The 13,827-nt window shown below is 63.0% G+C and carries 11 protein-coding genes; 6 read left to right on the forward strand and 5 right to left on the reverse strand.

Annotation, left to right across the window (positions count from 1 at the left end; translation table 11 throughout):
• The 5 genes from acnA to DOM36_RS19025 form a co-directional block, all read right to left on the reverse strand.
• Positions 1–2,751, reverse strand: a complete 2,751-nt coding sequence (acnA, locus tag DOM36_RS19005) for an aconitate hydratase AcnA (RefSeq protein WP_110644030.1) — start codon at positions 2,749–2,751, stop codon at positions 1–3.
• 145 nt (positions 2,752–2,896) lie between these two features.
• The gene (locus tag DOM36_RS19010; RefSeq protein WP_110644031.1) at positions 2,897–3,787 is read right to left on the reverse strand and encodes a LysR family transcriptional regulator; all 891 of its coding nucleotides are present in this window, start codon (positions 3,785–3,787) and stop codon (positions 2,897–2,899) included.
• Between the two features lie 176 nt (positions 3,788–3,963).
• The gene (locus DOM36_RS19015) at positions 3,964–5,472 is read right to left on the reverse strand and encodes a tripartite tricarboxylate transporter permease (RefSeq protein WP_110644032.1); all 1,509 of its coding nucleotides are present in this window, start codon (positions 5,470–5,472) and stop codon (positions 3,964–3,966) included.
• Complete coding sequence (locus tag DOM36_RS19020; protein WP_110644033.1) at positions 5,473–5,931, reverse strand: tripartite tricarboxylate transporter TctB family protein; 459 nt, start codon at positions 5,929–5,931, stop codon at positions 5,473–5,475.
• The gene (locus DOM36_RS19025) at positions 5,928–6,917 is read right to left on the reverse strand and encodes a tripartite tricarboxylate transporter substrate binding protein (RefSeq protein ID WP_110644034.1); all 990 of its coding nucleotides are present in this window, start codon (positions 6,915–6,917) and stop codon (positions 5,928–5,930) included. The genes DOM36_RS19020 and DOM36_RS19025 overlap by 4 nt, the downstream gene beginning before the upstream one ends.
• A gap of 186 nt (positions 6,918–7,103) precedes the next feature.
• On the opposite strand from DOM36_RS19025, the gene DOM36_RS19030 reads away from it, so the two are divergent.
• The 6 genes from DOM36_RS19030 to DOM36_RS19055 all read left to right on the forward strand — a co-directional run bounded on the left by DOM36_RS19030 (position 7,104) and on the right by DOM36_RS19055 (position 13,744).
• Positions 7,104–7,796 (forward strand): response regulator transcription factor, encoded by a 693-nt coding sequence (locus DOM36_RS19030; RefSeq protein ID WP_110644035.1) that lies wholly within the window; start codon positions 7,104–7,106, stop codon positions 7,794–7,796.
• Positions 7,793–9,226 carry a sensor histidine kinase gene (locus tag DOM36_RS19035; protein WP_110644036.1) on the forward strand — a complete coding sequence of 478 codons (1,434 nt, stop codon included), beginning with the start codon at positions 7,793–7,795 and terminating at the stop codon, positions 9,224–9,226. The genes DOM36_RS19030 and DOM36_RS19035 overlap by 4 nt, the downstream gene beginning before the upstream one ends.
• Positions 9,223–10,269, forward strand: coding sequence for an ABC transporter substrate-binding protein (locus tag DOM36_RS19040; RefSeq protein ID WP_110644037.1), 1,047 nt, complete (start codon positions 9,223–9,225; stop codon positions 10,267–10,269). The genes DOM36_RS19035 and DOM36_RS19040 overlap by 4 nt, the downstream gene beginning before the upstream one ends.
• Positions 10,270–10,475: 206 nt before the next feature.
• Entirely contained in the window at positions 10,476–11,777 is a 1,302-nt protein-coding gene (gene shiA / locus DOM36_RS19045) for a shikimate transporter (RefSeq protein ID WP_110644038.1), read from the forward strand.
• 228 nt (positions 11,778–12,005) lie between these two features.
• Complete coding sequence (locus tag DOM36_RS19050; RefSeq protein ID WP_110644039.1) at positions 12,006–12,242, forward strand: hypothetical protein; 237 nt, start codon at positions 12,006–12,008, stop codon at positions 12,240–12,242.
• A gap of 2 nt (positions 12,243–12,244) precedes the next feature.
• Positions 12,245–13,744 (forward strand): sodium:solute symporter family protein, encoded by a 1,500-nt coding sequence (locus DOM36_RS19055; RefSeq protein WP_110644040.1) that lies wholly within the window; start codon positions 12,245–12,247, stop codon positions 13,742–13,744.
• Positions 13,745–13,827 lie beyond the last annotated feature (83 nt).

A 13,827-nucleotide genomic window follows, 5' to 3' on the forward strand; every position in this document is an offset into this window, starting at 1 on the left:
TTAGGGCTCTCCTGCGACAGTCTGCGAGCTGGATCGGGCTTTTGGGGGTGGCTCGGAGGAGTGACTCGACTCTGACACGTTGACCGTCTTGCGCACCACATAAGGCAAGATCCCGCCATGGATGAGATATGCCAATTCCTGAGATGAATCGATGCTGAGTTTGAGTTCGACAGTGTCAGTTCCCGTTGCCCTATGCAGCCACATGACAACCGGGTTCTCGCCGACCGCCAGTTCGGTGGCAACCTCGAAGTCGATCGTCTCGTCACCGGTCAGTCCGAGTGATCTCGCGGTTACCTCCGATGGCAACAGTAGCGGCAGCACGCCCATGCCGATCAAATTGCTGCGATGAATGCGCTCGAAACTGCGTGCAACGACAGCGCGCACGCCCATCAACGCTTGAGCCTTCGCCGCCCAGTCCCGGCTGGAACCCGCGCCATAATTGATACCGGCAAAGACGACCAGAGGAACGCCTGCCTCGACATAACTCCCAAATGCTTCGAACAACGGCACTGGTTCGCCGCCATCCAACGGCTTGGCCCATACCCCTTCACCCACCTGAGTGCCTGGAAGTTGATTGGCCACCCGGCGATTGGTGTAGGCTCCGCGCAGCATCACCTCGTGGTTGCTGCGTCGCGTGGAATACTGGTTGAGATCTCCTTCGGCTTCGCCCATCTTCAGCAGATATTCGCCGGCCAGACTTTCGGTAGGAATCGCCCCGGCGGGAGAGATATGGTCGGTGGTGACGTTGTCGCCAAGCTGCATAATCACGCGCGCGTCGGCAACCGCCAGCGAGCTTCGAGCATGCTTGGGGACGTTGTCCAGATAAGCGGGGCGGCGCAGATAGGTCGACGTTTCCCGCCATGGAAAGCGCAAACTGCCTTCAGCATCCATGTGTTGCCAATGCTCGCTGCCGGTCCATAGGCTGGCGTTGCGGGCCGTGAAATCCTCCGGACGCACCACGGCCTGGATCATCGCCTCGACCTCTTCATCGCTTGGCATCAGCTCGTGCAGATAGACCGGGGCACCATCGCCATCATGCGTCAGGGGCTCGTGAGTGATGTCGCGATTGATATCGCCAGCGACAGCGAATGCGACGACCAGCGCCGGCGACATCAAATAGCCCGAGGAAACCCGCGGATTGACGCGCCCCTGAAAGTTACGGTTGCCCGACAGCACCGCGACGCCGTCGAGCCCTGCGTCGACACGGGCCTCGACTTCACGGATCAGGTTGCCCGAATTGCCGATGCAAGTCATGCAGCCGATCCCCGTCAGCCCGAACCCCAGCGCATCGAAATCGGCCTGCAGCCCGGCCGTGTTCAGATAGTCGATGACCACGCGGGAGCCGGGAGAGAGTGATGACTTCACCCAGGGTTTCCGCGTCAAGCCTCGCTTACGTGCGTTGCGCGCCACTAGCCCGGCCTGAATCATTTCCGCGGGATTGGCCGTATTGGTACAACTGGTGATGGCCGCAATCACCACCGCGCCATGATCCAGCGAATCGAGCCACTCAGGGGCTTGGGTCTGATCGCTACGACTCGTCGCTAGCAACGCCGGAACCGCGCCCGACGGGCGCCCCAGGTCGCGGTAGGAACTCGACAGCGCACTCAATGCATGGCGCTGATGCGGCTGATGCGGCCCGGCAACGCTGGGCTCGATCCGAGAAAGATCAATCGCAAGCCGGGTATCGAACTTAGGCTCGGGATCGTCGGATTGCCGCCACAGCCCCTGGGCGCCTAGATAGGCCGCGATACGTTCGCGCAGCGCTTCGTCACGTCCACTGAGTGTCAGATATTCCATGCTGATGTCGTCGAACGGGAAGAACATGACGGTGGCGCCATATTCCGGCGCCATGTTGGCGACCGTTCCCCGTGCGGCGAGACTCAACGAATCGAGTCCCGGACCATGGAATTCGACGAACTTGCCGACCACGCCCTCCGCTCGCAACAGCTCGGCGATATGCAGGGCCAGATCCATGGCCGTCACCGAAGGCGAAAGCGCTCCCGTCAAACGGATACCCACCACCTCCGGCAGGCTCAGCGTGACCGGCTCACCGAGTAGCGCCGCCTGCCCTTCCAGTCCACCTACCCCCCAAGCCAACACGCCTAGCGCATTGATCATCGGCGTGTGGCTGTCGGTCGCCACCATGTTGTCCGGATGAATCCAGTCGGGCTCGCCGCCTTCTCCAGGCGTGGTCCAGACCACGGTGGCCAACGACTCCATGTTGACCTGATGAATGATGCCCGTGCCCGGCGGGACTACGCGGAAATTGTCGAGGCTACGCTCCGCCCATTTCAGAAAACGATAACGCTCCGCGTTACGATGAAAATCGATATCGAGGTTGCGCGCGAAGGCATCAGGCTCGTCGAAATGTTCGACAATGACCGAGTGATCGATCGCCAGCACCGCCGGAATGGCCGGGTTGATTCGTCTGGCGTCCCCACCCATTTCGGCGACGGTGTCGCGCATACCGGCAAAATCGGCCAGCGCCGGCAGACAGGTGGTGTCGTGAAACATCAGCCGATTGGGAAAATAGCTGACTTCGCCTTCCTCGCTCACGCCGGTCAGAAACGCCTTGAAGTTCGGCAACGCCTGCGGCGTTCTGCGGGCGACGTTCTCCAGCAAAATTCGCAGCGAATAAGGCATCCGCGAGAGTTGCTCGGCCTCGACGATATCGGACAATGCCAGGTAGCGGTATGTCTTGCCGGCCACATTCAGCGTGCGCGGCGCTATCTCTTCTGGGGTGGGAAACATCTGCCATGATCTCCTTGGGTGCCAGGCGGCATCGCGATCATGGGAAATTACTGCATCTCCTCTGGAGGCAATATTGAAACCTCACTAAGAGAGCGTTCTCCGTCCGAGAACGACGCGCTAATGCTTCAACGCACACCAAGTAAAGTCACATTTCAGGCAAGCGGAGATGCTCGACGAAAGCCTTCGCCGTTGCCGGCAGCGTCGCGAAATCCCGCATGCCTATCTGCAGATCCCGCTTGGCCCAAGGCTCGTCCAGCCTGAGCCCGACGATGGGAATGGACTGCGCATAGATGTTGATGACGTGACGCGGCAGAATCGCGACGCCCAGGCGCCCTGCCACGAGCTGACACATGCAGTCGAAACTGCTGACCCGAATGCGCACCTTCAGCGACAGATTCAGTTTGGCAGCTTCCTGCATGGTCAACGCATACAGGGCACTTTCGGCATGAGAGGCAATAAACTCATATCGCGTCACCTCGCTGAACCGCACGACTTCACGCTCCGCCAGGGCATGATCGACGGCGACGGCCAAGGCGAGTTCGTCGCTACGATAGGGAATCGTTTCCAGGTCGGGAGCCGGCGTGCGGCTGGCGAAAACGCCGAGATCCGCGCGCCCATCGCTGACTGCTCTGACGATCGCCGCGCCCACCCGCTCCTCGATATCGAACTTGATACCGGGATAAAGTGACGTGAACGTTTCAATACTCTCAGGCAGGAACTGTGCCAGAGCGGATGTCGTCGCATGCAGGCGAATCTGCCCTTTGATACCGGACGAATAGTCGCCAAGCTCCTGCTCCATTAGTTGCAGTGTCTCGAAGACTTGACGCGTGTAGGTCAGCATCGACTGTCCGGCAGGCGTCAGCTCGACTCCTCGGGCAAAACGCGTGAAGAGCGGCGCGCCAACGCGATGTTCGAGCTCCGCGATTCGCTTGCTGATGGCAGAGACCGCCAAATGAGCCCTTTTCGAGGCTCGGGTCAGGCTCTTTTCCTCAGCAACTGCGAGAAAGATGTTAAGAGAGATGAGATCGAAGCGCATAGCGAATTACCGGAACATCGGGAGGCTCCACTATAGCAGCCGGACTCGTCAGGCCCAGGCTAGAACTGCCAACGACGATATTGGGGCTCGCTTCAGCGTCGTGAGTCGACGACAAAGGAAAAGCCCCGCCAGAGCGGGGCCGTCGAATACTTGCAGCACTATCCTGGGTGTCCGTATCAGGAGGCCTTGGCCGGCAGAAACTTCGCCTTGAGCTTACCCGCGAACATCGGCACTAATACCACCAGCGCGGCGGCGATCCACAGCCCGATAGAAAGGCCGGACTGGAACAGGATGGCGACGTCGCCGCCGCTGATCGACAGCGCCCGGCGCAGGTTCTCTTCCATCAGCCCGCCGAGCACGAAACCGAGCACTACCGGCGCCAGCGAGAAGCCGAACTTGCGCAGCAGATACCCGAACACGCCGATGACCAGCATCAGGTAGATCGCCATCAGATCGGAGTGAAGCTGGTAGACGCCGACAAAGGCGAGGATCGCCACGCTCGGCACCAGGATCCAGCGCGGCACCTGCAGCACGCGGGCGAACACGCCGGCCAGCGGCAGGTTCAATAGCAGCAGCATGACGTTGCCGATATAGAGCGAGGCGATCAGACCGCCCACCACCACCGGTTGTTCGCGGAACATCATCGGGCCGGGATTGATGTTGTAGAGCATCAGCGCGCCCAACAGGATCGCCGTGGTGCCCGAGCCGGGAATGCCCAACGTCAGCATCGGCACGAAAGAGCCGGCGGCGGAGGCGTTGTTGGCGGCTTCCGGCGCGGCCAGACCGCGCATGTCCCCGGTGCCGAACGTATTGTCGCGGTCACTGATGCGTTTTTCGGTGGTGTAGGCCACGGCGCTGGCGACCGAGGCGCCGGTGCCCGGCAGCACGCCGATGACGAAACCGATCACGCTGGAACGCAGGATCGCCCACTTGCAGTACATCACTTCGCTCATCTTGACCATGACCCGGCCGATCGGCGCCATTTCGCCGTCCTGGTCATGGCGGAAGGCGTGCTCGAGCATCAGCAGAATCTCGCTGACTGCGAACAGGCCGATGATCATCACCACGAAATCGATGCCGTCGTAGAGCTCGGGCATGTCGAAGGTGAAGCGCAGCACGCCGGTGCCGGAGTCGACGCCGACGGTGGAGATCAGCACGCCGAGCACGGCGCCGATCAGGGTCTTGAGCGGATCCTTGCCCATCATCGCGGACATCGAGGCGAAGGCGAAGATCATCAGCGCGAAGAATTCCGCGGGCCCGAACTTGACCGCGACGACCGCCAGCAGCGGCGCGAACAGGGTCAAACCGACGATCGCCACTGTGGCACCGATGAACGAGCTGACCGCCGACAGGCCCAGCGCCGGCCCGGCCAGGCCCTTCTTGGCCAGCGGATGGCCGTCCAGCGTGGTCATCACCGCACCGGCATCGCCGGGCACGTTGAGCAGGATGCTCGACATCCGCCCGCCGTACTCGGAGCCGGTGTAGATACCCGCCAGCAGGATGAGCGCAGATTCGGCCGGCAGACCCAGCGTGTAGGCCAGCGGCATCAGAATGGCGATGCCGTTGATCGGCCCGATGCCCGGCAGCGCGCCGAATAGCGTGCCCAGCAGCGCGCCCAGGAATGCCAGCCCCAAATTGAGCGGCGTCAGGGCGACACCGAAGCCCTGGATCAGAAAATCGAACATTCAGTTGGCTCCCAGCAACGGCTCGATCCAACTACCGGTCGGCAGCGAGATTCCCAGCCCATAGGTGAATAGCAGGTAGCTGCCGAGCGCCAGCAGCAAACCGCCGACGACCGCCTTCACCGGCGTGGCGCCAAACAGCCAGGCGATGACGATGCTGACCAGCGCGGTCGTCACCAGGAAACCGAGATTGATGAACAGCGCCGCGTAGGCGCCCAGTACCGCCATGGTGAAGACCAGGCGAAGCAGCAGCGCCCCCGTCGGCCAATCGCCGCTGGCACCGGGGCGAACGAACAGCACGATCGCCAGCACCGCCAGCAGGCCCGCCAACATCAGCGGGACGGCCTTCGGCCCCAGCGGGTCGTAGCTGAAAGGCACCTGCAGCTGCCAGGCCTGGACGGCGACGAACGCCGCCAGACCGAGCAACAGCAAACTCAGGATTCGGTCGGCGGCGAGTTTCATTGGGTCAGACCCACTTCCTTGGCGAGCTGCTCGAAGTCAGCGACCTGGTGCTTGACGTACTGGTGGAAGTCGTCACCGAACTTGGCCATCGGGAACAGTCCGCGACCTTCGCGCAGCTTCTTGAAGCTGTCGGTGTCATTCAGTTCGCGCAGACGATCAGCCCACTGCTTATAGGCTTCATCGCTGACATTGGGGCCCATGTAGTAACCGCGCCAGATCGGCCATTCGACGTCGTAACCCTGCTCCTTGGCGGTAGGGATATCGGCGTAGGGCCCGCCCATGCGCTCTTCGGACAGCGCCGCCAGAATGCGGATTTCGCCGCTGTCGAGCTGCGGCTTGAGCTCGGCCAGATCACCGGTGAAGACCTGAATGTGTTCGCCCAGCAGTGCCGCCAGCGCCTCGCCGCCGCCCTCGAAAGAGACGTAACGCAGCTTGCGCGGGTCGACATCGTCGGCCTTGGCCAGCAGCGCGGCTTTCATCCAGTCCTGGCTACCGATCGTGCCGCCGGCGCCGATCACCACGCTGGAGGGATCCTTCTTCATCGCCTTCATCAGCTCGTCGAGGTTGTTCCACGGCGCGTCCTTGCGAACCACCACGGCCCCATAGTCGACACCCAGCGCGCCCAGCCAGCGTACGTCGTCGACCTTGTGCTGCTGACCGAACTTGCCCAGCGCCAGATTGAGTGCGGCGCCGGTGCTGGCGGCCACGATCAGGTTGGGATCGTCGTCGCGCACGCCGGTCAAATGGTTATAGGCCACGGCACCGATCCCGCCGGGCATGTAGCTGACCATCATCGGCTCGTCGATCAGCTTGGCCTCCTGCAGGCCATTGGCCGCCAGACGACAGGTCAGATCGTAACCGCCGCCCGGCTTGGCCGGTGCGATACATTCGGGGGGCTTGGCCTGGGCCTGGACGGCGCCGGCCAGCAGCGCGCCGCCGGTCACGACGGCGACCAGCCAGCGAGGAATGATTCGAGAGTTTGGCATGCTGTGCGTCTCCTACCTGGGTTGTTATGCTCGCAAAGCTCATGGCGGGCACCGGACTCGGGCCGGCTTTGCCTACCGACAGCGCGATGCTAGAGCGCTAACCTTTCATCAACCTGTCATCTAAACCTTTGTCGTATAGGACATTAGTCGCATAGGACAAGAGCTCGATGACGCCGAGACACTGCCATGCACCTGCTCGTGATCGAGGATGACCCGCTGCTGTCGCGCTCGCTGACCCAGGCGATGACCCGCCACGGTTACACCGTCGATGCCCTGGCTCGCGTCGACGATGCCATCCAGGCGCTGCGCCAGGGCCGTTTCGATCTGGTCCTGCTCGATCTCGGCCTGCCCGATGGCAGCGGTCTCGGCGTGCTCGAATGGTTACGTGCCCACGCCGACCCCACGCCGGTGATGATCTTGACGGCACGGGACGCCCTCGAGGATCGCGTGCGCGGGCTGGACCTCGGCGCCGACGACTATCTTGCCAAGCCGTTCTCGATCACCGAGCTGGAAGCGCGGGTTCGCGCCCTGCTGCGTCGCAGCCAGCAGCGGCTCGATAACAGCGTGCGTTTCGGTGCGCTGGTGCTGGATACCCGCTCGGCCAGCGCCTGGTTGAACGACACTTCGCTGGACCTGCCAAGGCGGGAATTCAGCCTGCTGGAAGCGCTGATGCTCAATGCCGGACGAATCGTTCAGCGCGAGGCGCTGGAAAACCGGCTATTCGGCTTCGACGCGGTGGGCGCCAATGCTCTGGACGTCTACGTCAGCCGGCTGCGCAAGCGTCTAGCGGGGTCCGGCCTGTCGATCCGCACGCTGCGCGGCCTGGGCTATCGGCTCGAAGCCTCGCGGGAGACGTTCGACGAGGCGCGGCACGAGTGATTTCACCGCACACCTCGCTCAAGCGCCGTCTGACGCTCTGGCTGATCGTCATCGTCGCCGGCCTCGGCACGCTGTTGCTGATCGAGGCCTACACCAGCGCTCGCAAGGCAGCGGACCGGGCCATGGATGGCCAGCTCGAGGCCGCCAGTCTGACCATTGCCGAGTCGCTGCAGTGGCCGGAAGGGAAGCCGACCCTGGAAATGCCGGCCTCGGCGCTGCAGATCCTCGCCACCCGCTGGCAGGAGCGGGTGTTCTACTGGCTGCAGGCGGATAACGGGGTCTCGATGACACAAAACGCCGATCTGCCCATCACCGACGCGATGCTGGAACAGGCCCGCCATCAGCCGGTCTATCTCGATGCCGTCTACGATGGCCGCCCGATTCGTCTCAGTGGTCGCGAGGTGGATTCCGCCGGCTGGGACACCCAGGAGCCGGTGCAGCTGTGGGTGGGTCATACCCGGCGCGGCCGCGACCTGCTGGCGCAGGAGCTGTTTCGCAAGAGTGCCACCCGCTTCGCCGCGATGGTGCTGATCACCGCGGCGCTGGTGGCCATCGCCATGCGCACCATGCTGGCGCCGCTGCGTCGTCTCCGTCAGGCGCTGCGCAGTCGGCGCGCCGATGACATCAGCCCGTTGACCCTCGGCGTGCCCCGCGAGATGCAGGAGCTGGTCGAAACCCTCAACCGGCTATTCGCCGATCAGCGCGATCAGCGCGATGCCCTGCTGCGCTTCATCGCCGACGCCTCGCATCAGCTCAAGACGCCGCTCGCCGGACTCCAGAGCACCAGTGAGCTGGCGCTGACCAGCCGTGACCCGGACAGCTGGTATCAGGCGTTGAATACCGTCCACGACAGCGCCGAGCGCACCAGCCGCCTGGCCGGCCAGATGCTGAGCCTGACCCGACTGCAACATCTGGGCCCCGGGCACGAGCGTGAACCGCTGGCACTGGATCAACTGCTGCGGGAAGTCGCCGTCGACTGGGCCGATCGTCAGGACAGCCGCGAGCATGACCTCGGGCTGGCCATCGACCTGCCCACACCGATCTGGGTCGAAGGAGAACGCTGGGCGCTGCACGAACTGCTCAACAACCTGATCGACAACGCCTGTCGCTATACGCCGCCCGGCAGCGAAATCACGCTGAGGCTCAGCAACGATGAAGATGAGGACCCCAACGGCGCCGCCGAGCGGGTGACGCTGGCCATCGAGGACGATGGCCCCGGCGTCGATACCGAATCACTCGCCCGTCTGACTCAGCCTTTCGAGCGCGGAAGACGCCAGGATACCCGCGGCTCCGGGCTCGGCCTGGCCATCGCCGATTCCATCGGGTTACGCCATGGCAGCCGGTTGACGGTCACCAACCGCGAGCCTCGAGGACTCAAGGTTTCTCTGACATTGCCGCGCTGTCGGCCACCCGAGGGGAGCGTGACATGAACAGACGCCTTCACGTTGGCCTGGGTTCATGCCTGTGGCTATGGCTCGTTGTCGGCGGCGTTGACATAGCCCAGGCGGACGAAAAGCTGCTCATCGAAGCCGCGCTGGATCGTCAGATCGTCGAACCGGTGCTGGCCGCCTTCGCCGTCGAGAATCCGCAGATCGATCTCGACTATCGCGACCGCTCGACACTGGAGGTCGACCAGCGCGCCCGGGATCACGATTCGCCGCCGGACGTGGTGATCAGCTCGGCGATGCCGTGGCAACTGGCGCTCAGCAACGAAGGCATCGCCCAGCCGCTAGAGGCGCCGGAGGTCGATCAATGGCCGGCCTGGGCGAAATGGCGCAACGAAGTCTTCGGCTTCACATTCGAACCCGTGGTGATGGCCTATCGCCTCGAACTGGCCTCGCACATGCCGCCGCCGGAGACCCACCGCGACCTGCTCGATCTGCTGACCCACTATCGCCAGTGGCTCGACGGCCGCGTGGTCAGCTATTCGCCGCGCGACAGCGGGGTCGGCTACACCCTGCTTCAACAGGACGCCCGCTACACGCCGCGAATGTGGGATCTGATCGCCGCCATGGGCGCCGCCGACGTGCAGCTCGAAACCACCACCCAGCGCATGCTTGAAGGGCTCAGCGACGGCCGCTACTGGCTCGGCTACAACCTGCTGGGCTCCTATGCACTGCTCTGGGCCCAGACCCATCCCGACATCATCGTCCAGGTCCCCAACGACTACTCACTGGTGCTGATGCGCATGGCATTCATCCATCGCGACGCGCCACATCCGGCGGCGGCCAAGCGTTTCGTCCGCTTTCTGCTCAGCCGACGCGGCCAGCATATCCTGGCCGGCCAGACTCCGCTGTTCAGCGTCCGCGACGACGTGATCGGCCCCTACACCGCCCAGCGGCTGCGCGATCAGGTCGGCGATCATCTCTACCCGATTCCGATCAATGCCACGCTGCTCGCCTTCGTCGATCCGCTGCGCCGGCAGGCGTTCCTACGCCGCTGGGATCGGGAGATTCAGATCCTGTCGGAATGAAAGCTGGCGGAATCAGAGATGTCGGAATAAGAGATGTCGGCATCAAAGACGTCGGAAGGGAAGCTAACGAGCACGCGGGCATTACGGTTCAGGTTTGAACCTGTGTCTCTTCATTCAATGACGTAAGATACGGCGCCGCCAACGTGTCGATGCCACACCCTGTCGACACGCCTGGATATAAAGACACCGACGACCGAGAGTTCCGGATGAGCGTAGACGCAACGACCACCACACCAGCCCACTCGACAAGCCAGGCCCGACGCGCCGCCATCGGCAGCTTCGTGGGTGCCGTGGTCGACTGGTACGACTTCCTGCTCTACGGCATCGTCGCCGCGCTGGTCTTCAATTCGCAGTTCTTTCCCAATGTCAGCCCGGCGGCCGGCACGCTGGCGGCGCTGGCAACCTTCGGCGTCGGCTTTCTGTTTCGCCCGCTGGGCGGGCTGGTTTTCGGTCATTACGGCGATCGACTGGGTCGCAAGCGCATGCTGATCCTGACGGTGATCCTGATGGGCGGCGCGACGGCGCTGATCGGCCTGCTGCCGACCTATGCCCAGATCGGCGTGTGGGCGCCAATTCTGCTGGTGACGCTGCGGGCGATCCAGGGGTTTGCCGTCGGCGGCGAATGGGGTGGCGCGGCGTTGATGGCCGTGGAAAGTGCACCCAAAGGCCGACGCGCGTTCTACTCCAGCGGCGTGCAGGTGGGTTACGGCGTGGGCCTGATCCTGGCCACCGGCAGCATTTCGCTGCTCAGCTACTGGCTGAGCGATGCCGACTTCACGGCCTGGGGCTGGCGCCTGCCGTTTCTGTTCAGCGTGGTGCTGGTGCTGGTGGCGCTGAAGATCCGTTCCAGCCTGGAGGAGTCACCGGAGTTCGTCGAAGCGGTCGAACGCAATGACCAGAAGCCGGCCAGGCCACCGATCATCGAGGCGCTCAAACGCCATCCCGGCGCCTTCGGGACCATCATCGCCATGCGTCTGGCCGAACTGTTCACGATGTACATCGTGACCACTTTCGCGTTGAGCTACTCCACCGGCTATCTCGATCTGTCGCGGGATCTGTTTCTGCATATCGGGCTGCTGGTCGGCGCGATCAGCTGCGTCACCATCCCGTTGTTCGCGTTCCTGGCGGATACACTGGGGCGTCGGCGCGTCTACATCACCGGCGCCATCGTCGGCGTGCTGGCCGCCTTCCCGTTCTTCATGGCGCTGCAGGCCGGTTCGATCCTGTGGATCGTGATCTTCGCCGTGGCGCTCGCCAACCTCGCTCACGACATGGTAGTCAGCGTACAGCAGCCGATTTTCGCCGAGCTGTTCGGCACCGCCTACCGTTACAGCGGAGCCGGCGTCGGCTATCAGGTCGCCAGCGTGATCGGCGGCGGCTTCACCCCGTTCATTGCCGCCGCCCTGGTCGATCTCTATGACGGCAGCTGGACTCCCGTCGCGATCTATCTGGCCGCCGGCTGCCTGATTTCTGCCGTGGGCGCCACCTGGATGCTGAGAAGACGATAGCAGTACGGCGATCGATCGTCCGTTGCTCGGGCAGCACGGTCTTTTCAAACGACATTATTTGCGACCAATGTCGCACATCTTCGCCATAGACGAAGCCCCGCTTTGCCAAACGATAATGGCCATCCGTCGCCACGGATGGCTATAGTTCCCTCGCTCGCCGCCTGTGGCATTTTTCGGTCTATTGCGCCGAATTCGTCCTGCCATCGCGCACGCTACCGAGGTACCTCCATGAAGAAAAATATCAGTGAGCCGGTCAGGAAACCGCTGGTCTGGATCGGCTTCGTCGTGCTTTTTGCCCTGATCAATCCCTGGTATTTCCCCGCCGGTTCCTGGTCGCCGCTGGTCTTCGGCGTTCCCTACTGGGCGCTGATCATCCTGCTCGCCTCGCTTGCCTTGTCGATCTTCATTACCTGGGTAGTGATGACCCAGTGGGAAACCGGCGCCGACGAAGACGAGGAGCTGTGACGATGGAAGTGGAACTGGCCTTCAGCGGGTGGTCCGGCATCCTGGTGTTGATGCTCTACGGCGGCCTGATGCTGGCCGTGGGCGTCTATGCCTTCCTGCGCAACCGTGGTGTTCGCGAGAGTCTCGACGAGTACTATCTGGGCGGGCGCGGCCTCGGCGTCATGGTGCTTTTCTTCACCTTTTTCGCCACCCAATACAGCGGCAACACCGTGGTCGGCTACCCGCCAACGGCCTATCGCCTCGGCTATCAGTATCTGGTCTCGGTGCCGTTCTTCATCATGATCATCATGGTCTATCTGCTGTTCGCGCCCAGGCTCTATGCGTTGGGCCGGCGCTTCAACCTGCTGACGCCGGTGGACTGGATCGATCTTCGCTTCCGCTCGAAGAAGGTCACGATCCTGGCCGCGATCCTGATGCTTTACGGGCTGGGCAACTATCTGCTCGAACAGTTCGTCGCCATCGGTCAGGGCGTCTCCGGCCTGACCGGCGGCACGATCCCCTATCAGGTCGGCGTGGTGTTCTTCATCGTGATCATGGTCGCCTACAGCTGGCTGGGCGGAATGCGTTCGGTGGCCTACACCGACACGATCCAGGGCATCGCCCTGCTGTTCGGCGTGTTCACCCTGCTGATCGGCTCGCTGATCTATCTGGGCGGGCTGCCCACAGCGGCCGAGACGATGATCGCCGAGGCCCCGCAGAAACTCGGCGCGCCGACCGGAGGAAGCCTCACTACCTGGTTCTGCCTGCTGGTGCTGGTCGGCATCGGCGCAGCGATCTATCCGCATGCCTTCCAGCGAATTTTCGCTGCACGTAGCGAAAGGACGCTCAAGCGCTCCTTCATCCGCATGGCCTATATGCCGTTTCTGACTGCCGGTGTGGTGTTCATGGTCGGGATCATCGGCATCTCCGCCTTCCCCGACCTGACCACCGCGGAATCCGAACAGCTGGTCGGCATGATGGCCAACGCGCTCGCCAACCAGAATGCCTTTTTCTACTGGGCGATGGTGCTGCTGTTCGGCGGCGTGATCGCGGCGATCGTATCGACCGCCGACTCGGTACTGCTGACGTTCTCGTCGATCGTCTCCAACGACCTCTACGGACGTTACATCGCGCCGAACGCCGAGGAATCACGCAAGATCCTGGTGGGCAAGCTGGTCGGGGTCGCCGCGGTCGTGGTGCTGGTGCTGATCGCCTGGTATCCGCCGGGCACGCTCTATCAGATCTTCGTGCTCAAGTTCGAAGTCTTGATCCAGACCGCACCGGCGCTGATCCTCGGTCTCTACTGGAGTCGGCTCAATACGCAGGCGGTGTTCATCGGCATGCTCGCCGGCACCGTGCTCGCCGCCGCCTTCACCTTCGCTGGTTTGCGCCCGCTGGGCGTCTACAGCGGCCTGTGGGGGTTATTGCTGAATCTGGTGCTGTGCGTCGGTGGAAGCCTGGTCAGTCAGGTAACGGAAGCGCATCGACAGCGGGCGGTCGAGGTCATTGGCTGGCAGCGATGAGCGAGGTGGATCGTCGACAGCGGGATGGCGATCACAGCCAGAACAGCGGCTCGTGGTCGGCATCCCGAACATGCCGTTCGAGC

Source organism: Salinicola sp. CPA57, assembly GCF_003206035.1.
GTDB classification, from domain to species: Bacteria; Pseudomonadota; Gammaproteobacteria; order Pseudomonadales; family Halomonadaceae; genus Salinicola; species Salinicola socius.

Coding starts and splice junctions, on each gene's coding strand:
- DOM36_RS19055 (WP_110644040.1), top strand. CDS start 12,245: ATGGAAGTGGAACTGGCCTTCAGCGGGTGGTCCGGCATCCTGGTGTTG.
- DOM36_RS19040 (WP_110644037.1), top strand. CDS start 9,223: ATGAACAGACGCCTTCACGTTGGCCTGGGTTCATGCCTGTGGCTATGG.
- shiA (WP_110644038.1), top strand. CDS start 10,476: ATGAGCGTAGACGCAACGACCACCACACCAGCCCACTCGACAAGCCAG.
- DOM36_RS19025 (WP_110644034.1), bottom strand. CDS start 6,917: ATGCCAAACTCTCGAATCATTCCTCGCTGGCTGGTCGCCGTCGTGACC.
- DOM36_RS19050 (WP_110644039.1), top strand. CDS start 12,006: ATGAAGAAAAATATCAGTGAGCCGGTCAGGAAACCGCTGGTCTGGATC.
- DOM36_RS19015 (WP_110644032.1), bottom strand. CDS start 5,472: ATGTTCGATTTTCTGATCCAGGGCTTCGGTGTCGCCCTGACGCCGCTC.
- acnA (WP_110644030.1), bottom strand. CDS start 2,751: ATGTTTCCCACCCCAGAAGAGATAGCGCCGCGCACGCTGAATGTGGCC.
- DOM36_RS19010 (WP_110644031.1), bottom strand. CDS start 3,787: ATGCGCTTCGATCTCATCTCTCTTAACATCTTTCTCGCAGTTGCTGAG.
- DOM36_RS19030 (WP_110644035.1), top strand. CDS start 7,104: ATGCACCTGCTCGTGATCGAGGATGACCCGCTGCTGTCGCGCTCGCTG.
- DOM36_RS19020 (WP_110644033.1), bottom strand. CDS start 5,931: ATGAAACTCGCCGCCGACCGAATCCTGAGTTTGCTGTTGCTCGGTCTG.